The sequence below is a fragment of the Kribbella orskensis genome (assembly GCF_004342085.1).
Lineage (GTDB): Bacteria > Actinomycetota > Actinomycetes > Propionibacteriales > Kribbellaceae > Kribbella > Kribbella orskensis.
This window is the reverse complement of record NZ_SLWM01000019.1, coordinates 91,847-116,245: the sequence shown is the minus strand read 5'-3', so window position 1 is coordinate 116,245 and position 24,399 is coordinate 91,847. Positions and strand designations below refer to the sequence as shown.

The 24,399-nt window shown below is 68.1% G+C and carries 18 protein-coding genes; 2 read left to right on the top strand and 16 right to left on the bottom strand.

All coding sequences use genetic code 11. The annotated features are described in order from the left end of the window. Positions 1-39: 39 nt before the first annotated feature. Entirely contained in the window at positions 40-2,349 is a 2,310-nt protein-coding gene (locus EV644_RS34265) for an Hsp70 family protein (RefSeq protein WP_132193747.1), read from the bottom strand. Positions 2,350-2,399: 50 nt separating this feature from the next. On the opposite strand from EV644_RS34265, the gene EV644_RS34260 reads away from it, so the two are divergent. Together EV644_RS34260 and EV644_RS34255 are read left to right on the top strand one after the other, a co-directional pair. Continuing rightward, on the top strand, positions 2,400-4,451 hold the full coding sequence (locus EV644_RS34260) for an NlpC/P60 family protein (RefSeq protein ID WP_132193749.1): 2,052 nt from the start codon (positions 2,400-2,402) through the stop codon (positions 4,449-4,451). A gap of 110 nt (positions 4,452-4,561) precedes the next feature. Further along, positions 4,562-7,300, top strand: a complete 2,739-nt coding sequence (locus EV644_RS34255) for an AfsR/SARP family transcriptional regulator (protein WP_132193751.1) — start codon at positions 4,562-4,564, stop codon at positions 7,298-7,300. Here EV644_RS34255 and EV644_RS34250 read toward each other — a convergent pair. The 15 genes from EV644_RS34250 to EV644_RS34185 all read right to left on the bottom strand — a co-directional run bounded on the left by EV644_RS34250 (position 7,251) and on the right by EV644_RS34185 (position 24,324). Next, entirely contained in the window at positions 7,251-7,793 is a 543-nt protein-coding gene (locus EV644_RS34250) for a phage tail protein (protein WP_132193753.1), read from the bottom strand. The two genes, EV644_RS34255 and EV644_RS34250, sit on opposite strands and share 50 nt — an antisense overlap. Next, positions 7,793-9,739: a putative baseplate assembly protein gene (locus tag EV644_RS34245; RefSeq protein ID WP_132193755.1), complete on the bottom strand. Its 1,947-nt coding sequence runs from the start codon at positions 9,737-9,739 to the stop codon at positions 7,793-7,795. Before EV644_RS34245 ends, EV644_RS34250 begins: the two co-directional genes overlap by 1 nt. A gap of 1 nt (position 9,740) precedes the next feature. Beyond that, positions 9,741-10,175 (bottom strand): GPW/gp25 family protein, encoded by a 435-nt coding sequence (locus tag EV644_RS34240; RefSeq protein ID WP_132193757.1) that lies wholly within the window; start codon positions 10,173-10,175, stop codon positions 9,741-9,743. A 1-nt stretch (position 10,176) separates the two neighbouring features. Further along, the gene (locus EV644_RS34235; RefSeq protein WP_132193759.1) at positions 10,177-10,458 is read right to left on the bottom strand and encodes a PAAR domain-containing protein; all 282 of its coding nucleotides are present in this window, start codon (positions 10,456-10,458) and stop codon (positions 10,177-10,179) included. 10 nt (positions 10,459-10,468) lie between these two features. Next, the gene (locus tag EV644_RS34230; protein WP_132193761.1) at positions 10,469-12,220 is read right to left on the bottom strand and encodes a VgrG-related protein; all 1,752 of its coding nucleotides are present in this window, start codon (positions 12,218-12,220) and stop codon (positions 10,469-10,471) included. Further along, the gene (locus EV644_RS34225; protein WP_199240152.1) at positions 12,220-12,966 is read right to left on the bottom strand and encodes a CIS tube protein; all 747 of its coding nucleotides are present in this window, start codon (positions 12,964-12,966) and stop codon (positions 12,220-12,222) included. The genes EV644_RS34230 and EV644_RS34225 overlap by 1 nt, the downstream gene beginning before the upstream one ends. Next, entirely contained in the window at positions 12,966-13,406 is a 441-nt protein-coding gene (locus EV644_RS34220) for a phage tail protein (protein ID WP_132193763.1), read from the bottom strand. Before EV644_RS34220 ends, EV644_RS34225 begins: the two co-directional genes overlap by 1 nt. 25 nt (positions 13,407-13,431) lie before the next feature. Beyond that, positions 13,432-13,707: a hypothetical protein gene (locus tag EV644_RS34215; RefSeq protein WP_132193765.1), complete on the bottom strand. Its 276-nt coding sequence runs from the start codon at positions 13,705-13,707 to the stop codon at positions 13,432-13,434. Positions 13,708-15,823: 2,116 nt separating this feature from the next. Next, entirely contained in the window at positions 15,824-15,982 is a 159-nt protein-coding gene (locus EV644_RS45650; protein WP_199240151.1) for a DUF6760 family protein, read from the bottom strand. Then, a complete protein-coding gene (locus tag EV644_RS34210; protein ID WP_132193767.1) occupies positions 15,979-16,437 on the bottom strand; it encodes a hypothetical protein in 459 nt (152 codons plus the stop codon). The genes EV644_RS45650 and EV644_RS34210 overlap by 4 nt, the downstream gene beginning before the upstream one ends. Next, a complete protein-coding gene (locus tag EV644_RS34205) occupies positions 16,437-16,880 on the bottom strand; it encodes a phage tail protein (protein WP_132193769.1) in 444 nt (147 codons plus the stop codon). Before EV644_RS34205 ends, EV644_RS34210 begins: the two co-directional genes overlap by 1 nt. Positions 16,881-16,909: 29 nt before the next feature. Next, on the bottom strand, positions 16,910-18,469 hold the full coding sequence (locus EV644_RS34200; RefSeq protein WP_132193771.1) for a phage tail sheath family protein: 1,560 nt from the start codon (positions 18,467-18,469) through the stop codon (positions 16,910-16,912). A gap of 256 nt (positions 18,470-18,725) precedes the next feature. Then, positions 18,726-19,292, bottom strand: a complete 567-nt coding sequence (locus EV644_RS34195; protein WP_132193773.1) for a hypothetical protein — start codon at positions 19,290-19,292, stop codon at positions 18,726-18,728. A gap of 200 nt (positions 19,293-19,492) precedes the next feature. Then, the gene (locus EV644_RS34190; protein ID WP_132193775.1) at positions 19,493-20,239 is read right to left on the bottom strand and encodes an eCIS core domain-containing protein; all 747 of its coding nucleotides are present in this window, start codon (positions 20,237-20,239) and stop codon (positions 19,493-19,495) included. Positions 20,240-20,349: 110 nt separating this feature from the next. After that, a complete protein-coding gene (locus EV644_RS34185; RefSeq protein WP_199240150.1) occupies positions 20,350-24,324 on the bottom strand; it encodes a phage tail protein in 3,975 nt (1,324 codons plus the stop codon). Between the last annotated feature and the right edge of the window lie 75 nt (positions 24,325-24,399).

The window sequence follows — 24,399 nt, the reverse complement described above, 5'->3', positions numbered from 1 at the left end:
GGACCGCCGCATCGGGGGGTCCGCCGCGTCGGGTACACCTCAGCGGGTCGTCCAGGCCGGTGCGTTCTGGCTGCCCGGGCTGCTGGACCAGATCGGCCCAGGGTCGCCCTTGCCGCTCGCTGCCGTGAGGTAGATGCCGGTCCCGGCGTCGACGTTGCGCTTGAAGGCGATCTGATCCCCCGCCGGCGACCAGGTCGGATCCTGATCAAGCGTGCTGCCGTCGGTCACCTGACATTGCTTGCCGCCACCTGGTTCGTTGGGCCTGGCCAGCCCTGCACAGGGAACAGCTGCGCGGTCCGCGTTCACCAGGACGATCGCCCATGAGCTCGCCGTGATCGCGTGCCGGTAAGCGACGACTCCGGGCGCGGTAGGCGACCAGACCGGATCCGCATCGGCGCCGGACGTCACCTGGACCGGCTTGCCCTTGCCGTCCGTCCCCACCACGAAGATCCCGAAGCCGGGAATCCGCTGTGCCTGGAAGGCGACCCGCCTGCCGTCCGGGGAGACGGCGGGATCGCTGACACCGACGCCTTCTCCGCCGGCGGTGAAAAGGGTGCGGAGGACTTTGCCGTCGGTGTCGACCAGGTACAACCCGGTGGTCTTGCCCGCGAAGCAGGCCAGCACGAGCTGCGTCGGGTCCTTGGCGTTCCAGGCCGGCCGGGTGATGCCATCCGCGCACTGGGTGGGCAGCTTCTGGAACAACGGCCGCGCTCCACTGCCGTCAGTCCCGGAGACCCAGGGGATGCCTTTGCCCGGCGCCGTCGCGTGCATGTAGATCATCGACCGCCGATCGGGCGACAGCGCGGGCCCGGAGTCGGTGCCCGGCCCGTTGCTGAGCTTGGTCCGCTTGTCGGGGTCCGTCGCATCAGCGAGATACAGCCGCTCGCCCTCCGGGGTCTTCAGCGGGATGACCAGCTCGGAGGCGCTCAGTGGAACCGGCGCGACCGGCAGAACCTTCAGCGCGGGCGGTGCCGTGGCCGGAGCCGAGGTCCCCGTCGAGCTCGCCGGAGCCGAGGTGGTCGGTGGCGGCTGACCCCCGCTCGTCGCGGCGGCACCGGAGGGATCGCCGGTGAGCAGTTGCACTCCCACCACGGTTCCGATCGCGAGCAGTGCCAGCCCCCCGGCCAGCACAGCGATGCGGCGCTTGGCCTGGGCCGACAGCGGCTGCCTGGTCGGCTTCGGGAGCACGCCGGGCGCGGTACCGGCTGCTATGCCGTTCGTCGAGGCGACTGCTGCCAGCGGCGCGGTGGTCGCTTCGGCCACGTCCGAGAACTGCACCGCGCCCATGGCGATGTCGTGCTTGGGGTGAGTGTCCAGCGCCGTCGGCGTGGCGAAGCGGGACTGCAGCAGGTGGCTGACCAGCGGGATCCGTGAGCTACCGCCGACCAGGACGATCGCGGTCAGCTGCTCAGCCGTCGTCCCGGCTGTGCGCAGAGCCCGGCCGGTCGCCTCGACGGTCTGCTCGAGCGCGGGAGCGATCAAGGTCTCCAGCTCGGCACGGGTGAGGCGCACCGACGTACTGCGGCCCGGCAGCGTTACCGGGATCGTCGTGTCCACGTCGACCGACAACGCTTCCTTCGCCTCGACGCAATCGCGGCGCAGCCTGGTGAGCGCGGCCCGGCCTTCCGGGCTGTCGAGATCGAGCTGCTCGAGGGCCGGGCCGAGCGCGCCGACTACGTGCTGGAAGACGGCTTCGTCGAAGTCGACCCCGCCGAGCTGCTCGATGCCTTCGCGGTTGCCGAGGATGGTGAATCCGGTACCGGTCTTCTCCAGCACACACACGTCGAAGGTGCCGCCGCCGAGGTCGTAGACGGCCACCCGGTCGCCGGGTTGAAGGTGCGCCTGCGCGGCGTACTGGATGGCGGCGGCCTGCGGCTCGGGGCAGGTGACGGTGGGCCCGACGTCGGCGAGCGAGATCACCTGGCCGACCAGGTCGCGTTTGTACGCGCCCCAGTTGGCCGGGTAGGTCAGGACGATCTCGTCCGGTGCCGCGCCCCGGCGCTCGGTGGCGGTCGCGACCACCGACGCCAGCAGCCGGGCCGACAGCGCCTGCGCGGAGAACGGCGTACCGGCGACCATCAGCGGGATGGGGTCACCGATCCGTCGCTTGAACTCCCGGACCACCCGGGACGGGTCGGTGGCGCCGCGGCGCTCGGCGGCTTCACCGACCAGGAACTGGCCGTCCTCCCGCAGGTAGAGCACGGACGGGATCTGCAGCGCGCGATTACCGAGTCCGAGCATGCTCGGCGGACCACCGTTGCGCATCGCGGCGGCAGTGAAAGTCGTCCCCAGATCAACGCCCAGCCGATAACCCATTCCCCACCCCGGACAGCCCGACGGTTCACTCATCGTAGGGCAAGTCCTTAGACTGAACGGGAGGATCGGAACAGGGGGTTCTGATGGCCAAACTGTCGATCGGGGAGATCTACAACGCCGCACTGTCCGCGGGGTTCACTCCGCAGCAGGCGACGACGTGGACCGCTATCGCCATGGCCGAATCGGGTGGCCGGACCGGCGCGCTCAACGATCGGGGCGAGCACTCGATGGGCCTGTGGCAGATCAACGTCGCCTCCGACGGCAGCCGCGGCACGAAGTACGGCGATCTGAACGACCCGCTGAACAACGCCAGGGCGGCGTACGACATCTCCCACCACGGCAAGGACATGCGGCCGTGGACGACCACCCACGACTCCAACAAGGGCACCGCGGCCGACTACCGCACCTACCTGGACAAGGTGGAGGCCGTCACCGGTGTGCGGGGCGACGGTCGTGGCGTGGGCGGCTACGGCTCGGAACTGCCTCCGCCCCTGCCGTCCTCGAACGAGTCGCTGCAGCCGGCCGGGGTGGTTGCCGCGTCGTACGACCGGATCGATGCCGGACAGACGGTCGGGATGCAACTGGACACCGACCGCGACGGTCTAACGGATGCGTTCGAGCGGGCCGCCGGGACCGGGTTGAAGCTGGCCGACACCGACCACGACGGGCTCGCCGACGGATACGAGATCGCCGTCAGTCATTCGAATCCGAAGCTGGCCGACAGCGACCTGGACGGCTTGTCGGACAGCACCGAGGCGACGCTCGGCAGCGATCCGCTGAAGTGGGACAGCGACAACGACGGACTGTCGGACCAGATCGAGGTGCAGTACGGATCGGATCCGCAGCACGCGGACAGCGGTGACGGGGTGATCCCCGGGATGCAGCCGGGCGGTATGACGCAGACCGTCGCCATGCAACCCGTAGTACAGACCGTTGGCACCCAGCCCGCAGTACAGACTCTGCAGGCTGCCGGTGCGCCGTCGACGGGAGCCGGTGGGAATACGAAGGTGGAGCGGTTCGTCGACGAAGCGCTTGCGCAGAAGGGCGATCAGTACGTCTTCGGGGCCCGCGCCAGACTGAGCGATAGGGATCCGGAGGAGTTCGACTGCTCCGAGCTGACCAAGTGGGCGGCGCACCAGGCCGGGGTGGAGATCCCGGACGGCGCGATGTACCAGTACCTGGATCTGAAGAAGCAGGACGCGCTGGTCCCGGTCGACCAAGCGATGCACACCAAGGGCGCGCTGCTGTTCTTCTTCTCGAACGAGCCCACTCCCGGTGGCGGCCGGCCGTCGAGGGCGCACGTCGCGATCAGCCTCGGCGACGGGCGAACGATCGAGGCCAAGGGCACGAAGTACGGCGTGGGCGAGTTCACCGCGCACAACCGGTTCAACTACGCCGGGGTGATCCCCGGGCTGGACTCGTCGCCGGCGCCACCGGCGAACCCGGCAGGCACCTCGATGCCGGTCGCGACCCTCGCGGCGACCAACCACTACGACCAGATCGACCTCGGTACGGCGATGGCGGCTCCCCCGGACACCGACAAGGACGGCCTCACGGATGCCTTCGAGAAGCTCGCCGGGACCGATCCGGCCTCGGCCGACACGGACAAGGACGGGTTGCCGGACGCGTTCGAGGCGATCAAGTCGCACACCGACCCACTGGTCGCGGACACTGACAAGGACGGGCTGTCCGATCCGTTCGAGATCTCGTCGGGCAGCGATCCCGGCAGGATCCCCGGAGTCGCCGGAGTCGGCGGCCAGGGCCAGTTCGCCGAGGTGATCCGGGATGGTGTGGTAGACACCGACCACGATGGGCTGACGGACACGTACGAGACCAAGGCGGGCCTCAACCCCATGAGCACGGACACCGACCTCGACGGCCTGTCCGACAACACGGAACTGTCGCTGGGGACGAAGCCGACGATGCTCGACTCGGACGGCGACGGCCTCGGTGACGCGCTCGAAGTGCAGTTCGGTTCCGATCCGCTGAAGAGCGGTCTGGGCGGCGAACTCGGGGCCGGCGCGGGCGACGGAGTGGGCGGCACGGCGGCCGGCCTGGACGGCCTGGATCAAGGGGTCGGCGGAATCGATTTGCTTGATGGGCTGGGCGGGACCCCCGACGGTGCTCCACACTGAATCCTGACGTCTGTCACGCCGGGGGGCTTGCAGTGGGTTCAGTGGTGTTCAGGGAGAAGGTCCGTCGACCGGAGCCATCCGGTCTGTCCCGCGACCGTTTGGAACGTCCGTTGCTCGACGAAGCGGGCCCCAGCGTCTGTCTGCTGCTGGCACCGGCCGGCTCGGGCAAGACAACCCTGCTCGGGCAGGTTGCCGCGACTCCGCACCGGCCGACCGCCTGGTACCGGGCCAGACCAGAAGACCGATCCGAGGACGCGCTCGTCCAGCACGTGACCGAAGCTCTGTCGGTGGTGCTGCCGAACGCGCTGGCTCCTTCCACCACCGTCGACCAGCTCATCGTCGCCACCGAGAGCGGGGTGCCTTCGCCGGCCCAGCTGATCGTCGACGACGTCCACGAGTTGGCCGGCAGCCCGGCCGAAGCAGCGCTCGAGCGGTTCCTCGAGTTCCGGCCACGACATCTGCGGTTGCTGCTCGGATCCCGGCGACCGCTTGCTCTGAACACGCCGCGGCTGATCGTGTCCGGGGACCTGCTGGAGCTGGACAGCGACGACTTGCGGTTCCGCTCCTGGGAGGTCGAGGAGTTGTTCCGGTCGGTCTACCGGCAGCCGCTCTCGCCTGAGGCGGCGGCCGCGCTGACCCGTCGTACGGGCGGGTGGGCTGCCGGGTTGCAGCTGTTCCACCTGGCCACGATGGGCAAGTCCAGTACCGAGCGGATCCGGGCCGCGACCGAGCTCGGTGGCCGGTCGCGGTTGGTGCGCGCCTACCTGACTCGCAATGTGCTTGCCGGGTTGGCTCCCGAGCGACGGAACTTCCTGCTGATCACCAGTGCGCTGGGGCGACTCACCGGGCCGCTCTGCGACGAGTTGCTGGAGCAGACCGGCAGTTCGGCTGTGCTGGAGGAACTGGAGACGCTGCAGTTCTTCACGACGTCTACGGACGACGGCTCGACGTACAGGTATCACCAGGTGCTGCAGACGCACTTGGAAGGCTTGCTGATCGACGAGTTGGGTGCTGCAGCGTCGCGGGAGATCCACTCGCGCAGCGGGCACCTGCTGGAGAAGGCCGGGTATCCGCGCGAGGCGATGCGAGCACACGCACTGGCTGATGACTGGGCCTCGGTGGCGCGGCTGCTGCAGCAAGGCAACACGGTCGCGCACGACTGGGTCGCCCGATCGGGCCTGCCGGACGACGACCCCTGGCTGGCGTTGGCCCGGGCCAGACGGTTGTTCCGGTCCGGTGCGGTCGATGCCGCTGTCGCTGCCTATCGGGATGCCGAGGCCATGCTGGACGACCCCGAGTTCCAGGCGCGCTGCGCTGACGAACGTGCGCAGGCTGAGGTCTGGATGACGCAACCACCCCAGGCAACACCCGTACGGCGTACTGGGCAGGTGATCCGGCAAGCGACCAAGCGGTTGCCTGGGCTGGGTCCTGGGCCGCAGGCGGCTCCGGGCGATCCACTGGCGGCAGGCACGATCGCCTTGCTGGGTGGACGGTTCGACCTTGCCCGGGAATGTTTGACGCCGGTGGCGGCGGACCCAGCGATGCGACAGGCGGGCCGATTGTGGGCCGCGATCGCTGTCGTCGTCACGGACCTCGCGGTGGGGAACTGGTCGCATGCGGAGGTGCCGCTGGAGGAGATCGCGCTGTCGGCCGAGCTGGAGGAACTCCCCTGGCTGGCCCGGATCGCCCGAGGGCTGCAGGCCGCTGTGCTGCTGGCGACACGACCCGAGGACTGGCGGCCGGACGGTTGCGCCTCGCTGGTCGACGAGTGCACCCGGGACGGCGACCGCTGGGGATCGTTGCTGATGGCAATCTTCATCGGGACGGCGCAGCTGAAGGCCGGCCAGGACCAGGCCGCGATCGAGTGGCTCCGGCGAGCAGCGACGGCGGCTGAAAACCTCGAGGCCCACGCGCTCCAGGCCTGGGCTTTCACGCTCGGGTCCGTCGCGATGGCGAGGCTGCGACATCCGAACACGGCTGTCCAGCTGAAAGGGGCCGAAGGCCTCATCCGCTCAGCGGCCGTGACCGGCGCCTACCGACTCCTCGACCACGCCCGCCAGTTGGCCGACGAGGACAGCAGCACGAACGAGGTCCCAGCCACGACCCCGCCGAGCGCCGTGCCCGAGCGAAGCGGCTGTGTACTGCGGACTCTTGGTGGGTTCGAGGTAGTCCTGAACGGAAAGCCGGTCGCCTGGCCGCCCCTGCGCCCGCGGGCGCGAGCGCTGCTGCTGTTGCTGGCCATCCACCAGGGCAAGGATCTCCACCGCGAGCGGCTGATCGACGCGTTGTGGCCGGACGCGCCTGCCGATGCCGGGCCCCATCGCCTGCAGGTGGCGGCTTCCAACGTGCGGCAGAGCCTGGCCGCAGTCGGGCTGGGCGACCAGGCCGTCCAGCGCAACGGCGATGCCTATCGACTGGTTCTCCCCGGCACCTGGATCGACCTGACCGAGTTCGAGACCAGGCTGCGGCGAGCCAGACGATCCGGCACGCTGGCGGACTGGTCGGGAGTGCTCGACCTGTACGTAGGCGAGTTGCTGCCCGAGGTAGGCGCGGCAGAGTGGGTACTGGCCGAGCGGGATCGCTACCGCCTGGCCGCGGCCGACGCCGCAGTACAGGTCGCTGGTCTGGCCACCGATGCCCAAGCACTGCGAGCAGCACATCGTGCGGTCGACCTTGATCCGCTGCGGGACTCCTCCTGGCTCCTCCTGGCCGATTTGCAAGAGGCGCAAGGCGATCCGACCGCTGCAGCGGCCACTCGCCGGGAGCACGCCCGGATCTGTGCGGAGCTGGCAGCCCCTGTCAGTCCGCGGGTACGACCTGTACGCGATGGATCACGTGTGCAGGCTTGAGAGCCGCCACCGCTTCCTTCAATCGTTCCTCGTCGATCTCCTGCCCTGCCACCGGGAACACCTGTACGACGACCGCGGGCCGCGCCTCCCCTGGCAACGGGTCGTTGGGGTCGACGGACCAGCTGGCACCACCGGTCTCGACAACCTCGGTCCGCACCCCCAGTACTGCGCTGATCGCCAACTCGATGCCGAGCCGCGTCCCTTGCCGGCCGTGCAGCTCGCTGGTCGACCGCAACAGCTCTCGCTGCCGGACAGGGTCGTCACCACGATCGACAGCCAGCCCGATCCAGTGTGCCAACCAGGGCAGCAGGTCCTCGGGCGCGGTACCGAGATCCAGATACGCGGGCAGGTTGTCGAGCGCGCTGATCACCGGAGACAGCACGTCGTCGAAGCTCGCGCACAGCTGCTGCGTGAACTGGTCCGTCCGGTAGACCGATGGCAGCGTCTCCCCGAGCGGATGCGGGCTCGGCAGCGCTTCCAACGCGCCACGCATCAGCGCACCCGCACTTGGTGTTCGTAGGAGAAGACCAGCGCGGTGGCCGGCAGGTCGAGGCGCTGGACGGGTGCCGACCTCCGCCCGGTCACCGGGTCTGCCGGGAACAACGCGACGCTGATCTCCTGCGCCATGTCGACACCAGGGATACGCGCCAGCGCAGCGTGGACCTCGTGCGACTGCACCGAACGCCCGAACGGCCAGCCAGTACCGTCCGGCCCGCCTGTCAGCGGATGCAGAAGGTCGTACAGGGCCTTGAGCACGCCCTCCTTGACCTCTTCCGGCTCGAACCTGGACCGCGCGCTCACGTCGACCACCGCCGTCAGCCCGACGTACTCCGGCGGCGCCACCAGCAGCCGGGTGCCGACCAGGCGTCGCTCGTCCAGCGTCTGGGTGATCCGTTCCAGCGTTCCCTCGGGCGGGATCAGGTCGTCCCGGCGGATCCTTCCGACGCTGTCTCCCGAGACGTGCGGTACTACGAGAACGCGGATCCCGCCCGCGTCGGCAGCTTCGGTCGCCGGGACGCAGTGCACCCGGGCGGCGTCCGGCGCGACTTCGCGAGCCAACTCCTCGAAGTCCTCCACGGTGACCGCGCGCCCGCGCGACCGGAGCAGCATCGGGCCTCGGACCTTCGCCTCGTCGAGTGTCTCGGCGTCCGCTCCGCCGATGGCGGGCGCGCGATTTTCCACCCGGGCGACGTACGGGACGCTCGTCTTCAGGACCCGGACCTGGCCGCGCGCGACGTTCCCGCGCCGGCCGCCGCCGGTCCGGTACGAGGAGATCGCGATGCTGGTGCCCGAGCGAGGCGCTGCGCCGTAGTGCTGGAGTCGCCCGTCCGCAGTCCGTACCGCGGGGCCGAACTGGACACCGCCGGAGAACGCCTCGATCCGGAAGTGCCGATCGGTCTCGGTCGAGTCGGCGAAACTCGTCACCGGCTCCCAGCTCTCCACTCCGTCCTCATCGGCGACCTCGATCGTGGAGGGTTCCTCGGACGGCACGACCGGACGGCGCTTCAGCGCGAACCGCTGCCCTGGGGTCCCGTCGGAGCGACCGAGCAATTCGTGCCGGACCACTTCGGCGTGCAGCATCGGCACCGTCCCGCCGATCGTGAACGCGGACGCCGAGAGGACCCGTGGCGACGCCGTGTACGTCGGGCGCCCGTCGTCCACCGGCAGCAACCGGCACCGGATCCAGCCGGCCCGCTGGCGCGCGATGATCGAGGTCTCGTGCTGCGGCGGGACGTGGATGACGACGTCACCCGCCTTGTTCAGCCCGCCCGTGTCGTCCTTGTCGAGATCGCACTCGGTCCAGCCGGAGCCGGTCCAGGCCTCCCAGACGAGCGGTGGATGCCGCGGGTCCACACCGGCTCCGGAGACGCTGCAGTTCAGCCGGATCGTCACCGCGCACGACGGGACGGCGTCGCTCAGGCCGATCAGCAGTGCGTCACCTGGAGTCGGAACTTCCTGGAAACAAGGGAATCCGTTCTTGCCGGCCAGTGCCGTGGTGAGATCGGCCGGAGTCCCGTCGGCCGGTGCCGCTCCGGCCCGCGAGAACGAGCACGGGACGATCTCCAGGTCCTGGCCGGTGGTGAAGACGATCGGCTCGTGGATGTCCGTCCGCGGGGTCGCGACCTCGGTACCGGCCCGGACCAGCACGGGTTGCGGCTGCGGCGAGGACAGCCAGAACGTCACCCCACCCCGAGCCGCCGCCGGCGGCCGGAGCTCGACCCCGATCAGCTCCAGGAACTTCACGTAGTTGAGGTCGGGCACCCGGTTGAGCCGGTAGATCAACTGGTCGACCATCTGCGCGAAGGCCTCGATCAGTGTCACCCCCGGGTCAGAGACGTTGTGGTCGGTCCATTCGGGGCAACGCCGTTGGACCAGCCGTTTGGCTTCGTCCACCAGCCCTTGGAAGGTCCTGTCGTCCAGGTTCGGCGCCGGCAGCATCTCAGACCCCCAGCTCGGCCGGCAGCGTCGTACCGGCGACCTCTTCGTCCGGGATCGTGTAGAACGGGAAGACCAGGTTGCGCGGATCGTTGGTGCCGAGGATGACGTAGCCGATGTCGACCAGCACCCGGCCGCGCTCGATCCGGTCGTAGCCGACGCCGACGTCCTCGACCGAGATCCGCGGCTCCCAGCGTTCCAGCGCCTCCCGGACGTCGTACGCGATCTGGCCCGCGGTGGCCGCGTTCGCCGGTCCGAAGACGTGGTCGTGGATCCGGCAGCCGAACTCGGGCCGCATCGGCCGCTCGCCCCTGGCGGTACCGAGGATGAGGCGGATCGCCTGCTCGATCTCGCGTTCCCGGGTGACCAGCGCGACCCCGCCGGTGGCGTCCGTGCTGACCGGGAAGGCCCAGCCGGCGCCGATGAAGTCGGTAATCATCTCAGCCTCCGATCATGACGGTCGGTGCGCCCATCACGATCGGCGCACCGCAAGCAGCCAGATCGCCCATCCGCGCGGCGGGCATGCCACCGATCAGCACGGTCGGGCAACCGGGCGGCGCGATCACGGTCGGCGGATGCACCGCCGGCGGTGGGAACGAGCAGATGTGGGGCGTCCCGACCGTCGCCGCGGGCATCCCGGCGATCAGCACGGTCGGTACTCCGGGTGGGCCGATCACCCCCGGATGTCCGGTCGGGTCGCCGACCCGGGCTGCTGCGGGCATGGCTGCCTCCTCAGTTGATCTTGACCAGGGCGGCCGAGACGGAGCACATCGCGCCGCCCTTGACCTCGGTGTTGGCGCTGCCCTCGACGGTCGTGTTGGCGCCTTTGAGTTGCAGGTTGCCGGTCGCGGTGACCGCGACCTCGCCACCCTTGAGTTCGAGTTTGGCGGCGGCCGCGTCGATCAGGATGCCCTTGCTGCCCTCGATCTTCACCGTCCCGTCGGCGTGCACGGTGATCGTCGTACTGGTCGAGTCGACCGTCACGCTGAGCTTGCCGTCGCCGGTGGCCAGCGTGATGCCTTCCTTCTGGCCGTCCTGGTCGAGCAGGTCGATGCGATGGCCCTTCCTCGACACGATCGATCGCCGGTTGACCGCGCCCGAGCCGGAGTCGATCGGGTCGATGCCCTCGGCGTCCGGCTTGTCGACTCCGTTGTAGAGACCGCCAAGGACATAAGGCCTTCTCAGGTCGCCCTGCTCGAAGACGACCAGCACCTCGTCACCGACCTCGGGGATGATCAGCGTGCCGCGGTCCTTGCCCGCACCAGCGTGGACGGTCCGGGCCCAGGCGCTCACGTAGTCGTCCGACAGCCACGGCAGCGTCACCTTCACCCGGCCGAGTTTCTCGGGGTCGTTGTTGTCGCTGACCTGGCCGATGACGACTCCCGTCGGCGCCCGCTGGGCTCCCGTCGAGCCGGTCAGGCCGAGCAGGCTGCGGTCGTGGGCGCCGGTGACCGCGAACGACGTCGTGTAGCCCGTCGTCGGATCGATCCGGTGCCTGGTCGTGGTCACGGTGTACTTACCGTCGAAGGGTGCGCCCAGGTTGTCAACGGTGATCGCCACGCCGGCTTTCAGGGCCGGGTTCCCTTGGGCGACCCCGGTGAACTCGGCGAACGCGCCTGCGATCCCCTCCGCGATCGCGGCCGCGGCCGCATCCACCTCGGCCTGGGTCCGGTGCGGTACGTCGGTCGCGACGTACACCTTGTCGCCGAAAGCATGGGCGAAATCGGCCGGACTCGCCTGGGGCAGTTCGGCGCTCCTGGTCTCGGCCGGACGCCTGGTCGTGAGTGCTTGCTTGGTCGACGTGTCCCAGCCGCGGACCTCGACCTCCTTGACCTGTCCGGCCGAGGTGAGCACGGCACGGAACCTGAGCAGGTCCGTGCCGAGCTTGAGGACGAGCGGGTTCTCTTCGCCGTTGGGTGCGGCCGACGCCGTTTCCGGTGGACCGAAGTTGAACTTGCCGTCGCGGACTGACACCTCGTAGCCGGCGTCCGCGGCCAGCGCGTCCAGCAACTCCCAGTCGCTCGTACCTGCTTGTGACACGTGCTCGAACACGGTGGTCGTCGACTTGATCGTGCCGTTGGTGAAACCGGCTCGCTGCGACACCTTCTGCGCGATGTCCGACGCCGTCATCTGCAGGTAGCTGCCGGTCCCGCGTCCCCGGAACAGGCGATGGGCCGGGTCATAGCCCCGGATCACCGTGAACGACCCGCCGGTGTCGAACTCGGCTTCCAGCGCGGTGATCTCGCCGGCCATCAACAGGACGGCGGTCTGACTGGTACTGGGCAGCACCGAGATCCGTACCGCGGAGCCGATCTTCGCGCCGGTCTTCGCCAGGACGACGTGGTCGCCGTCGCGGAACCTGATCTCGAACAGATCCGGCAACCGCTGGCTGTCGTCCACGTAGATCGTGCTCAACAGGTTGACCACATCCTCCGGCAGCGGCGACCCGTTGATCTCGATCAGGCAGCTGTTGACGATCGACATCAGACCAGCTCCTCGGCCGCCGGGAACACGACCACCGAGCCACTCGGCAGCCGGATCGGATCGTCGATCCCGTTGTACTTCGCGATCGTGCGCCACATGCCCGGATCGCCGTACTCCGCGTAGGCAAGCGAGGCGAGGGTGTCACCGTCGATCGTCCGGTGCGACCGGCGGACGGACTGGCCGCCGGAGGTCGGGTTCTGCCGCCACGGCTCGTTCGGCATCTCCTCCATCGCGACACTGCAGACCGCGCGGATCGGGACGCCGTCGGAGCTGAACAGCGTGTACTTCACGTTCACCGAGGTGACGAAGGCCGGAAAGCTGGCGATCTTGCCCCACTGCAACATGACCAGCGGCGGCGTCGGCTTGTCCTTGCCCCGGCTGTCCTCGGTCGGCACGCAGCAGCTGAACAGCTTCTCGACCGCGGCCACCACACTGCCATCCTGGTTGCCGGAGGCATCGAAGAACATCTCGACGGTGAGCTTGCACGGCTCGGCGCCGTTGAACTCCACCGACCCGGCCGACTTCGCCTTCTTGGCCGGCTTCCGCTCCCACTTGGCGGACTTCTGGATCGTCACCTCCTTCGGGTTGAACTGGAACGGGATCTCGCCGCGATCCTGGCCCAGCGGACCCCCCTTGGTAGTCGGATCGAACAGCTTCAGCTTCGCCTTCTGCAGCGACTTCTTGTCCTCCGCCGGCGCCGAGCTCCCAGCACCGCCCGAGGCCTTGAGCGCGATCGGATTGGTCATCAGGCGACCCTCTCCGCGGTGAAACCGTGATGCGCGATCTCCAGCGTCTCCATCGCCACCTTCGGCGAGTCCAGGTTCAGCCCCGGTCCGCTCCACTTCACCGGGATCACGCCGGCCAGCTTCCACTGCGCCACCGGCTTGAGGGCGGCCGTCATTGCCGTGATGCTTCCGGTCGACGGTTTGACTCCGGAGGTCATGCTCGCCAGCCAGGCCATCACCTCGGTCGTGTCCTGGCACAGCGGCCGGGTCAGCTTGATGTTCGTATACTTGATCCGGGTCGGAAGCTGCCAGATGAACCCGTTCTGCCCGCCCTCCTCGCGCTGCTCCAGCACGACCTCCAGCCCGAGTCCCTCACAGCTGTTGAACGCACCCAGCCGCTTGTCGTCGATGGTCACCCCGAAGCAGACGCTCACCGCCGGTTCCGGATACTGCGGATTCATCCCGCCACCCCCACTGCAGTCGGTCCTACCATCTGTCAGTCACCCGCCCGGCGCGTTCACGATCCAGCCAGAGTTCGGCGCGTAGTTTCGCGGTCAACGGCTCGTACAACCGCTTCGCCAACTCCTCCACCTCGGCCGCACTCACCGTCTTCGCCCCGCCCCCTGCCGCAGCACCCGCCGCTGGAGCCGGTACCGGTGCCACCGCTGGTGCTGGTGCTGGTTCTGCCGTCTGAACCGCGGGTGCTTCCTGCAGTGCCTCATCCCGCTGTACTGCGTGGTCCGCCTCAGCTGGTGCCGTCATGGCATGCCCACTGAACATCTGCTGCAGAGACACCGACCGAACAACGTCAGCCCGCTGCACCGCGGGCTCTACCGGTTCCCCCGCGTGAAAGCTGTCCCCCAAAGACCAGGAGAGCACGTCCCCGTCCGCACTTCCCTGCCCAACCGAGGCCGGCACCTGCGCTGCTTGTGTTGCGGGCGCGGTTTGTAGTGAAGGCGCTTGCGGTGTAGCTCGTGGAGGACTGGCTGGTGAGCCGAGACCAGGGTGTCCGTAAACAACCCGCTGAACTGCCGGGGGCGTATTCCCCACCGCAACGCTCACCGGCCGCTGCACCTCCGGCACAGTCAGGGGCAACGCACTGGACAACGGCGCCATCTCACCCTCATCCACTCCACCCTGAGGCGGCCACAACAGTTCCGCCGGCGCTGCTACTGCCCGCGCCACCACCGGCCCAACGTCAACAGCCCGCTGCACAACCCGTTCCCTCGCAGCACCGTGCATCCCCGCACCGTGTGCGGCCGCTGCACCCCCACGCACGATGCTCCGCTGTACCGCCTCAGCGCGGCCCTGCTCGATCGGCCCAGCCGTCCCGGTTGCACCTTCGACAACTCGTTGCACTCCGCCTGCACCTTCACCGACCCCCTGCAAGACCGGGCCAATCCCTGCGATGCGTGCCGGATGCCGATCGGCAGCATCGCGCCCCACCGACTCGGCCTCGACAGCCCTCTGCACTGCCATCTCACGCTGCCCCACAAGCCCAACCTCGCTACGCGTTCCGCGCGACGGCTCGTCCACACGGGTTCGCTGTACCTCCGGAGCAATCGGCTCGCCACCCACCGCTCGCTGCACCTGATGAACAGGCAGTCCTCCGTCCACCGCCCGCTGCGCGACCGCCGCACCAGCCACATTGTCGGGCACCACAGGAACAGGCATCGCAGGCGCGGACACCGCAGCCACATCCCCGGATCCGCCGCCAGACAGGCTCCAGCCAGCTACGCTCCCGCCCGACACCGATCCACCGGATACCACTCCACCGGACTCCGCCGCCCGCTGCAGCGCGAACTCGGGCTGCAACCACCGGTGCGCCACTGGCTTCGAACTAGCGGTTACCGACGCCTCCGGCACCTCTCGCTGAACCTCCACAGCCCGCGGCGCCACCGGCCCAACCTCTGCCACCCGGTGCACCACGAGCTCAGCATCAGCTGCCCGCTTCACCACCGGCACGGCCTCAACTGCCCGCTGAACGCTAGGTCCCGGCTCCGGACCGCCGAGCGCAGACACGAATGGCGATTGACCAAGCGGCTCCGACAACCCAACCAGCGGCATCTCCTGCACCGGCGCCCCCAGCACCTCGGCCCCTTGCCCAGCAAGCGTCTGCTCATGAGCCGCGTGCTCGTGCTCGGTGTGCTCGTGCTCGCTGTGCTCGTGCTCGGTGTGCTCGTGCTGGGTGTGGTCGTGGTGGCTTTGATCGTGTGACTCGACCGACCTCGAGACCACCGGCGCGGACGACGCGCGCGGCGCTGATGGGGCGGATGGCACGGTCGGCACAGACGGGGACGCCACCGGGTCGGGCGAGGTTTGGACCACCGGCAGGGAACTCGCCGACACCGAAGTCACCGGGGCCGGAGTCACCGGGACGGGAGTCGCCGGGACCGGGCGTGGTTCTACCGCCGGGAGTTCCGAGGCAACGAATGTGGTTGCAGCTGGCAACGAAAACGCGCGCGGGACGGGCGACGAGGAACCCCCGTCGACAGCTCTTTGCAGACCGACCGGCGCGCTGCCGGCCGTAGTACCGGAGATGTCGACACTCGGCGGATGCGGAAAGCTCACCTTCGAAGGAACCTCCGACACAGGTGTTGCGTATCCGCCGACCTCTCCGGCCGGCGCGTCGACAACGAGCGAATGACCGAGCGGCGCCAAGAACCGTGGGTCCTGATGCGCGGCCAACGACTCACGAAACGAAGCCGCCGGCGCGATCGGTGCGAGATCCGCCGTCGACCGCTGCAACGGCGGAAGCTCCCGCCATCCCGCCCGCGCTTCTGCCGACCCGGCGCCAGAGTCGCCGCCACCTACACCAGCGCCCACCCCGGTATCCGGCGAAGGCGTCGTGTCGCGGTGGAAGGGCCAGCGCATGGGGTCACCTCCCGGACTGGATGCGGGTGTTCAGCGAAGCGATCTCGTCGACGAAACGGCGGCGTTCGGGGTGCTCGAGGTCGAGGATCTCCTCGCGGGACCAGTGGAAGTGGTAGGCGACGTACGCGACCTCGGAGTACAGCTGGTCGGGCGCGTACGTCACGATTCCCCCAGGCGACCACCGGCCAGGTCGACCGCGAACGCGTGACCGCACTCGGGACAGTTCACCCCGGCCCTGGTATGCCCTTCCTGGTTCACCCGTCGGTACAGGTCCTGCAGGAACGCCAGATCCGCCGCGAACAGGTCCTCGATCACCCCCGCATGGATATCGGTCACACTGCCGAGCCTCGTGACGACCCGGCCGAGCAGGACGACCGTCAGGTATGCCGGGTTCTCGCGCACCCGGTCGTCCCGCAGCGGCACCAGTTCGTCCCGAGCCGTCGCCAGCCGCATCACCCCGTCGCGATGCACCACGCCCGCCGAGTCGACGTACCCACGAGGCAGCACGAACGGAAACTCGGTCCGCAACGTGTCGCGCCCGGCCGCGTGGTCCGCAGTACCGGCCGGTTGCGCGTACTCCGGGGCCTGGTCGAGCGTGCCGGACGTGGTGCGGCGCATCACTCCACCTCGAGCCGCTCGCAGGTGACGACCAGCTTCTCGGTCATCACCGAGGTGTCGCCGGCCTTCATGGTGCCGATCTCGAGGCTCTTCGGCCAGGCGTTGGTGAGCTTGTACCGCTTCAGCGGCGCGCCCTCGTAGTCGTACACGATGATCGCGCCGCCTTTGCGGACCGCACCCATCTTGCCGAACTGGGAATCCTTGATCCACTTGTCGAAACTCGTGTCCGACGACAGACCGCGGGTCAGGGTGATCTCCGGCGCCTTCCAGCGGCCGGGCAGCTTCTTGATCACATACTTGCCGTCGGCACCGTTCTCCTTGAGCTCGATCACGTCCTGTTCCATCTTCAGGCCGCTGATCTCGGTGATGCTCTTGATCTGGATGCCGTCGAACTCCAGCCCGAAGGAGTGACCGACACCGGAGTCCATGTCCGGAAGTGGCATGACTGGTTACCTTTCTCGCTGCGTGGAGGTCACTCGCTGACCAGGCTGGTGCCGCCGGAGTACTGGGACAGGCGGAAGATGATGAACTCGGCCGGCTTGACCGGCGCGACCCCGATCTCGCAGACCACCTGGCCGGCGTCGATCCCTTCGGACGGGTTCGTCTCGGCGTCGCACTTGACGAAGAACGCGTCGTCCGGGGTCTGGCCGAACAGTGCGCCGTTGCGCCACTCGTTCACCAGGAACGCGGAGATGGTCCGGCGGACCCGGGCCCACAGCGCCTCGTCGTTCGGCTCGAACACGACCCAGTTGGTGCCGGCGAGGATGGACTCTTCCAGGTAGTTGAACAGCCGCCGGACGTTCAGGTAGCGCCAGGCCGGATCGGACGACAGGGTCCGCGCGCCCCAGACACGGTTGCCCCGGCCCGGGAAGGTTCGCAGTACGTTGATGCCGACCGGGTTGAGCAGGTCGTGCTCGGCCTTGGTGATCTGTACCTCGAGGCTGACCGCGCCCCGGATGACCTCGTTCGCCGGCGCCTTGTGCACGCCGCGGGTGTCGTCGTTGCGACCCCAGATCCCGGCCATGTGCCCGGACGGCGGTATGAAGCCGAGCTGCCCGGTGGCGGGGTCGGCGGTCTTGATCCAGGGGTAGTAGAGGGCACCGAACGCCGAGTCGTAGCCGGCCTTGTCGACCAGCCACTCCTTCACCTGCTGGGCGTTGAGTCCGGGCGGCGAGTCGAGGATCGCGATCCGGTCGCCCATCAACTCGCAATGGGCGAGCATCGCCAGCTGGACCGCCTGGACCGTCTCGAGGTCGATCGCGCCCTGCTGGTACGCGCTCATCAAGTCGGGCACGCAGAGCATGGTGATCTCATCGACCGCCTCCAGCCCACCGAACCCGGTCCGGTCGGACACGTCGCCGACATAGTCCTCGGCGCTCAACCGCGGCGACGGTACTGCGGGCGCCGGCGGCGGGGCAGCCAGAGCGACCTCCCCGAGCGCGGGCTTCTCGAGTGCCGCGCCCGTGACCTCCTCGATCTTGATCAGCTTGGACTGCGCGTTCACCACGGTGGCGACATTGGTCTTGCCCCGGGACACGGTGAGCCGGTCGAACTCCTCGACCTGGTTGCCGTTCTGCTTCACCACGATCTTGAACATGTCCTCGGACGGGTTCTCCCCGCCGGCGTCGGTGATCTCGACGCTCACCTCCCCCGGTGCCTGAGCCGGGTCGAGCGCGACGACGCGGAAGCGCCCGAGCATCGCCTGCGGTCCGGCCGGCAACTCCTTGCGTCCGCGAGCACCCTTGCCATTGCCGTCGCTGGAATCAGCTCCACCGCCGATCCGTACGACGTAACAGTTGCCGCCGCCGTTCAGGAAGTATCCGTACACGGCCTGCGCCATGTACGACCCGGGGACGAATCCGCCGAACGCATCCGTGAACGCCGTCCAGTTGCTGATCAGCGTCGCCTGGTTGAAAGGGCCGTCCTCGGCGAGCCCGACAAACGCGGCCACCGCCGTACCGACACCCTCGAGCGGGCGTGCGCCCGATTCGACTTCCTCCACATACACACCTGGTGACAGGTACGTCGGCATGCTGCCCCTCCTCGATCAGGTTTGCTCCAGCCTGAAGCCGCCACCTGCCCCCGCGGGCGACCAACCGGACGCAGAGCAGGGCACTCTCAATTGCCCGAAGGGGAAGCCGCCGACGCCAGCAGGGCAAGCGACAGGGTCGGAAGACGGGACCGCGGACAGGAACCAAGGGCCGCGAACAGGAAATAACATGTCCGAACCCCCAACTTGGTGTCCGAACCCCCCGCCTGGTGTCCGAAGCCCGCTCAGGTACGAGGGCTCAGCAGTCGAGGTCGATCGGGCGGACGAACGGATCGATGGCGGCCGAGTGGTTGTCGGCGGCGGTGGCGCGGTCCGCGGCCTCGGTGTCGTGCATCTCCTGCAGCTTGGTCGACATCTCGGTCTCCAGGCCGGCCTTTCCACAGCCTGTGATCGAATACGGCCGCCGCGTGGTCCCGTTGTAGGTCCGCAACCGCCGCGCATGGTCCTGCTCATGCGGCCCGAGCACATCCCGCAGGAACGACCTCACCCGCCGCTCCTGGCATTCGCTCAGCCCGTCCGGCACTGGTGGCATCCGGATGTCCACATCCACGTGGTACGCGACCGCGATCGTCCCAGTAGCCCGCAGACAAGGATCCTCGTCCGGGCAGTCACACCCCTTCGCCCGCACGACCTTCGGCTTGCTCACGACGCTAGTACCGCCGTCGTAATTCCCCTTGGTCTCCCCATGCAGATTCACACTCACCGGCCCGCCACGAAGCGCGATCGACACCGCCCGATTCCCCACCGTCTGCTGCAACGCCAACACCCGCTCGTACTGCGTGCCGCCGGTGACCGCACGCGCCACACCCCCCGACGCCTTCCGCGCCGCCGTACCTCCATGCCTTTTGCGCACATGCACATATCCAGTGCACCCGCTGGCCCCGGCCGCTGTCTACACAAGCCCGGGTCCGCTCGCCGAATCGTGGATTTGAGGTGCGGGAAACCGATTTCCGACGCCGCTGATCCACGACTGAGTGCCAGCTCACCGGGCTTGCGGACGTGAACTCAGGACTCTTCCTCTTGAGTTTCTTCCTCATCGCGCTGGACGAAGGCGCCCTGGACCGCCTCCTCTTCCTTCTCCTCCTCGGCCGGTGCCTCGTCCCGCTGCACAGGCGGCGCGCCGGCCTCATCGACATCACGCTGGACCGGGGCCGCAGCAGCCACGGGCACTGGCGAGGGAGCAGGAGCCGCCATCGCGCGCTCCGCAGTGGAAGCAGCCTCGCGCTCGAACCGGTCGGAAGGATCACTCACCTTGATCCCACCAGGAGCGGACGACCCATCCACAGGCCCACTCCGCTGCTGCACCACATGCGTCAACTCATGCGCCAACATCACCTTCCCGGCATCCGAACCCGGGTCGTACTTGTCCCGCTGGAACACCAAATTGCTTCCGACGGTGTACGCATGCGCATTCACAGCCTTCGCCGACTCATGCGCCGCCCCATCGTCATGCACCCGAACATCCGAGAAGTCATGCCCCAGCCGCCCCTCCATCTCCCCCCGAACCTCAGGCTCCAACGGCCGCCCCCCACCCGAGACCACGTCATGCACCGGCGACCTCTCCTCCTCGATCATCGAGGTGACCCCGCTGTTGCCCACGGCCCGCTGCAGCCCCAACATCCCCGCGCCCCCAACCACATCGGTGCGCCCCTCAGCAGCAGCCTTCCCCACGTGATCGCTGACCTGCTCCTCAACCCGCCCCGCCTTAGGCCGCAGAGCGACCTCTTCAGCATCAAACCCGTGCTCACGCATAGCCCAACCCTTCTGACGTCTCTGTTCTCAAAGTCCCACCCGCGCCTGGGACAGACAACGGCCAGGTGCGATACCACCGCGCAACCTCCCCTGCCGAAGGGGCACTGCAGTCATTTCGCCGAGGGAAGGTAGTTACCTCCTCGGCCGCCGAGGAAAGCACCACGGAGCGAGTTCGAGACCTTTGGCTCGATCTCGTAGTTCGCCGGATCGGTCATGAACTTCTGGACCTCGCTCGACTGCGGTCCGGTGAACCGGCCGTTCGTGTTCCACCAGGTCACCGCGTCGATCACGTGACCCATGACGCATTCGCTCAGCGGCCACCACTCGAACTTGCCTGGCGGCAGCACATTGCCCGCGGCGTCCCGCCCAGACCTCACCTGATCTCCCACGATCCTGCCCTCGGCACGCATACGAGCGATCACTGCTTGGCCTACCGGTTCATTCTTTTGGGGGGTTGGGCCCATGTAGTAGTTCCGTGGCTTCTCGACATACGGGGACCAGTCGCGGTTCACGTCGCCCGGGGTGACTGTCTCAGGCGCACCGGTGGGCCCGCTGGTGGGCGCGTGGAACGGATCCGTGGACCTCTTCCGCTCGCGAATGACCTGGTACTGCACGACCGGCAACGCGGGGTTGGACAAGTTGACCCCCAATACGCGAGCCACGCTCCGCCTCTTGTTCAGTTTCACCAGCAAGAACGGCTGCACCCACGAGGGCAGTTTTTGTCCGGTGATCGGTGCTGTCGCCGGGAACACCACCGGCACGAGCGGCGCCAGCAGTTTGACCAGGTCCTCCATCGCCCCATTCAGGCTGTCGACCTCCGCGGCGTCACGCGCCGTGGGACCAGTTGCTTCCACCCTCGCCTTGATCTTGCGGATCTCGGCCTGCTTTGCCTGGGCAGCCTGTAATGCGCCGTACTGAGGGTGTGTGGCCCTGATCAGCCCCGCTGCCGTGACGAGAACCGCGTCCACCGGAGTCGGCGTGGACGCCAGGGTCAGCTTGGCGCTAGCCCCTCGCCCTTGCCAGTAAAGTGCGTGCGTGCCATCTGCGGCTGTGAAGGTCTTGCGGAGCGTGAACCAATCCCTCACGGCTCGGACAGCACCGGCAGCCTTGGCCTTGACGTAGGCCTTGCCGGCTTTGACCTTGCCTTTGACGTAGGCCTTACCGGCCGCGACCTTGGATTTGACTTTGCCGGAGATGCCTTTGAGGCCTCGGATGATGGGGCCTGCCAGTTTGAGGCCGGTTTTTATGACGAAGTCGAGGGCTTTGTTGACCGGTTTCTGGAGTTTCTCGACGATCTCGCGGATCTTCTGGCCGATGCCGCCGAGGCCTATGACGCTGGCCAGGAAGCCGATGATGATGGGGACCATCTGGCCCAGGACGTCGTTGATCTTGTTGACCACGCCAGAGACGTTGCCGCGGACGATGTCGGCGACCGAGTCGATCACGGTGTTGACGAACTTCATGATGCGGCCGGCGTTGTTGACGAAGAACATCACCACGTCGTAGATCAGCTTGCATGCCTTGATGAAGGCGGCGGCCGGGTTGAGCAGGCCGATCAGCCAGGTGATGCCGGCGGTGATGATCTTCGTGATGACGAAGTCCTTCACCTGTTCGAGGATCATCTCCTTGATGTCGCCGAGCTTCTCCATCAGCATCTGCCACAGGCCCGCGATGCCTTCGCTGCGGAGCTTCTGGAAGATCTCGACGCCCTTCTCCATCGCCGCCATCGCCGGCTCACCGATGTTCTTCACCAGCCGGTTGCGGATGTTGGCCCAGGTGAGGCCGAACAGCGACAGCAGCAACTGCAGGATGCCCTTGATGTCGAACTTGTCGGGCAGTTGTACGCCGCCCTCCGCCAGCGCCCCGAACAGCCAGCTCATCAGGCCCTTGCGCAGGTGGTCGAGGATGTTGTCCTTGAACTTGAGGATGCCGCCCTTGACCCCGGCGATCAGGTTGGACAGGAAGCCGATCGGGTTCTTGACGATGTCGCCGACCACGCCGGCCACCCGGGCGAGCACGTTCTTCAGCATCGAGACGAGCTCGCGGATCGTGTTGATGACGGCCTTGATCGCGCCGATCGCCTTGTCCACCAGGCCTTTGTTCTCGGCCTGCAGCTCCTCGATCCGCTCGTCCAGTCCCTTGCGGGCCTCGGTGTACTTCGTCGCCAGCGTGTCGACCAGGCTTTCCTGCTTGGAGTCGACGTCGCTCTCCAGCTGCTCGAACTTCTCGCCGATCTCCTTCGACGCCTCCGAACCGACCTTCTGCAGGTCCTTCGGCAGGCTCTTCACGTACGTCGCGATCTCGTTCCGGCCGGTCGCGATCCGTGCCTTGGCGGCGGTCAGGTCGTTGCCGACGACGTCCGCGACCCGGGAGATCACCCGGTCCATCTCCTTGAGGTACAGCTCCCGGCCGGCCACGTAGAACTCGTTGACCTTGTCCGGCATCCCCTTGATCTTGTCCCGCAGCCAGCGGAACTTGCCGGTCCACCCGCCATACCGGTCCTTCTTGTACGCCGACATCTTGGCCGCGACGTAGCTCTCGAAGGCGGCCCGGGCGGTCTTCTCACCCGACTCGAACTCCTTCTCGACCTTCGGGTCGATGCCGTCGAGGATCTTCTTCACGTCGGTCTCGGCGGCAGCGAAGATGCTCTGGATCTTCGCGGTGACCTCGGCGCGTTTCGCCTCGTCCTTCGACTTGGTCTTGCCCTTCTCCGCGACCAGCTTCGCCAGCGCCGCACCCTTGGCGCCCTGCATCCCCGCGACGCCGCCCTTGGTCTCCGCGGCCGCTTCCTCTTTGTTCTGCTGGATGACCTGCTGTTCCTCGGCACGGAAGGCGGCGGGCGCGGCATCGGCGTGCGCAGCTGCGGCCTGCTTGTCGGCTAGTGCGTCTTGGAACTGAGGCTCGTTCGACTGCGCCAACTGCGGCTCGCTGACCTCGGCTTCGGCCAGCTCCTGGTTGGCCTGGTGCTTGCCGGCCTCGAGGTTGGTCTGCTCCGGCGGCGCCGTCTTCGGTACTGCGCCGGCCGCGGGAATGGGGACCGCCTGCCCCGGCTGCTCGGTCTCCATCGGCGTGACCGGCTTCGCGACACCCTTGGACGTGTCGGGCGGGGCCTCGGTGGCGGTCTCGATGTCCTTGGCCTGGCCCTCCTTGCCCTGGCCGACCATGCCCTTGATCTCGCCCTTGACCTCACCCGCCTTGCCGGACTCCTTGTAGTTGTCGGCCTCCTTCAGGGTCTTCGGCGACTTCGCCTCGATGGCCGTCTTCACCGCCGCGATGAAGGCCTTCTTGTCGAAGGCGCCCGCCTGCTGGGCGTCCATCGTGTCGGCCTTGGCCGCCTTGGCCTGGCCGGTGAGATCGTCGGTCGGGGCGAGCGCGGCGTCCTGGGCCTCCTTGGCCTTCGACGCTGCCGGCGGATGCGCCCTCTTGGCCTTGGCGAAGCCCTTCACGTTCCCCGTCACCTGGGTGAACGCGGGATCCTCTTCAGGCCGTACTCCGGTCGGCGCGGCCGGCGGCTGCAAGAGTTGATCAGCAGACAGCGGAGCCATCTCCGGCGCGGCCGCACCGCCCCCGCCGGCAGCGCCACCCGCCGCGGCCGGGCCCGCAGTACCGGCGCCGCCTCCTCCCGCCTTGCCAGGTTTGGCAGCCTTCGCGCCTGCCTTGCCCAGCGGGCTGACCGCAGGCACCGGCTTCGGCGGCGGTACGGGCTTCTTCGGAGCCACCGCTCCAGGTCCGAAGCCGGTCGTCGTCACGGCCAGCGCTGACGCGGGCGGCTTGGGCCCTTCCAGATCGACCGGCACACCGGCCGCCTTAGCTGCCTTCAGCCCCTTCTCCACGGTGTCGACGGCCGGTTCATCGCGCCGGACCTCTCGCAGCGCCGCGTCGATGTCGCCGACAGCGTCCCCACCCGGCGACCTGAGCTTCGCAGCCAGCAACGCGTTCACGGCCGCGTTCCCCGCACTCCGCTGCAACGCGAGCAAACCCTGCAGGCGACCCCGCGGCCCGCTCGCCGCCTTGCGCTTGGCATCCGTCAGGGCGTCAGAGGCCTCGGCCTTGACTGAAGCTGCCGTCTGACGGGCGCCGACCATGCGTCGAGCCTCCCGGGTACGCCGCTGCCGACCAGCCGATGACCAGGCACATCCCCGGGCACTCCTCCCTGCCCG

Bases quoted from the DNA above. Each gene is read 5' to 3' on its own strand.
- EV644_RS34220 (WP_132193763.1), bottom strand. From the start codon at position 13,406: ATGAATCCGCAGTATCCGGAACCGGCGGTGAGCGTCTGCTTCGGGGTG.
- EV644_RS34240 (WP_132193757.1), bottom strand. From the start codon at position 10,175: ATGATTACCGACTTCATCGGCGCCGGCTGGGCCTTCCCGGTCAGCACG.
- EV644_RS34210 (WP_132193767.1), bottom strand. From the start codon at position 16,437: ATGCGCCGCACCACGTCCGGCACGCTCGACCAGGCCCCGGAGTACGCG.
- EV644_RS34265 (WP_132193747.1), bottom strand. From the start codon at position 2,349: ATGAGTGAACCGTCGGGCTGTCCGGGGTGGGGAATGGGTTATCGGCTG.
- EV644_RS34190 (WP_132193775.1), bottom strand. From the start codon at position 20,239: ATGCGTGAGCACGGGTTTGATGCTGAAGAGGTCGCTCTGCGGCCTAAG.
- EV644_RS34200 (WP_132193771.1), bottom strand. From the start codon at position 18,469: ATGCCGACGTACCTGTCACCAGGTGTGTATGTGGAGGAAGTCGAATCG.
- EV644_RS34225 (WP_199240152.1), bottom strand. From the start codon at position 12,966: ATGACCAATCCGATCGCGCTCAAGGCCTCGGGCGGTGCTGGGAGCTCG.
- EV644_RS34245 (WP_132193755.1), bottom strand. From the start codon at position 9,739: ATGCTGCCGGCGCCGAACCTGGACGACAGGACCTTCCAAGGGCTGGTG.
- EV644_RS34230 (WP_132193761.1), bottom strand. From the start codon at position 12,220: ATGTCGATCGTCAACAGCTGCCTGATCGAGATCAACGGGTCGCCGCTG.
- EV644_RS34235 (WP_132193759.1), bottom strand. From the start codon at position 10,458: ATGCCCGCAGCAGCCCGGGTCGGCGACCCGACCGGACATCCGGGGGTG.
- EV644_RS34205 (WP_132193769.1), bottom strand. From the start codon at position 16,880: ATGCCACTTCCGGACATGGACTCCGGTGTCGGTCACTCCTTCGGGCTG.
- EV644_RS34260 (WP_132193749.1), top strand. From the start codon at position 2,400: ATGGCCAAACTGTCGATCGGGGAGATCTACAACGCCGCACTGTCCGCG.
- EV644_RS34185 (WP_199240150.1), bottom strand. From the start codon at position 24,324: ATGGTCGGCGCCCGTCAGACGGCAGCTTCAGTCAAGGCCGAGGCCTCT.
- EV644_RS34215 (WP_132193765.1), bottom strand. From the start codon at position 13,707: ATGACGGCACCAGCTGAGGCGGACCACGCAGTACAGCGGGATGAGGCA.
- EV644_RS34250 (WP_132193753.1), bottom strand. From the start codon at position 7,793: ATGCGTGGCGCGTTGGAAGCGCTGCCGAGCCCGCATCCGCTCGGGGAG.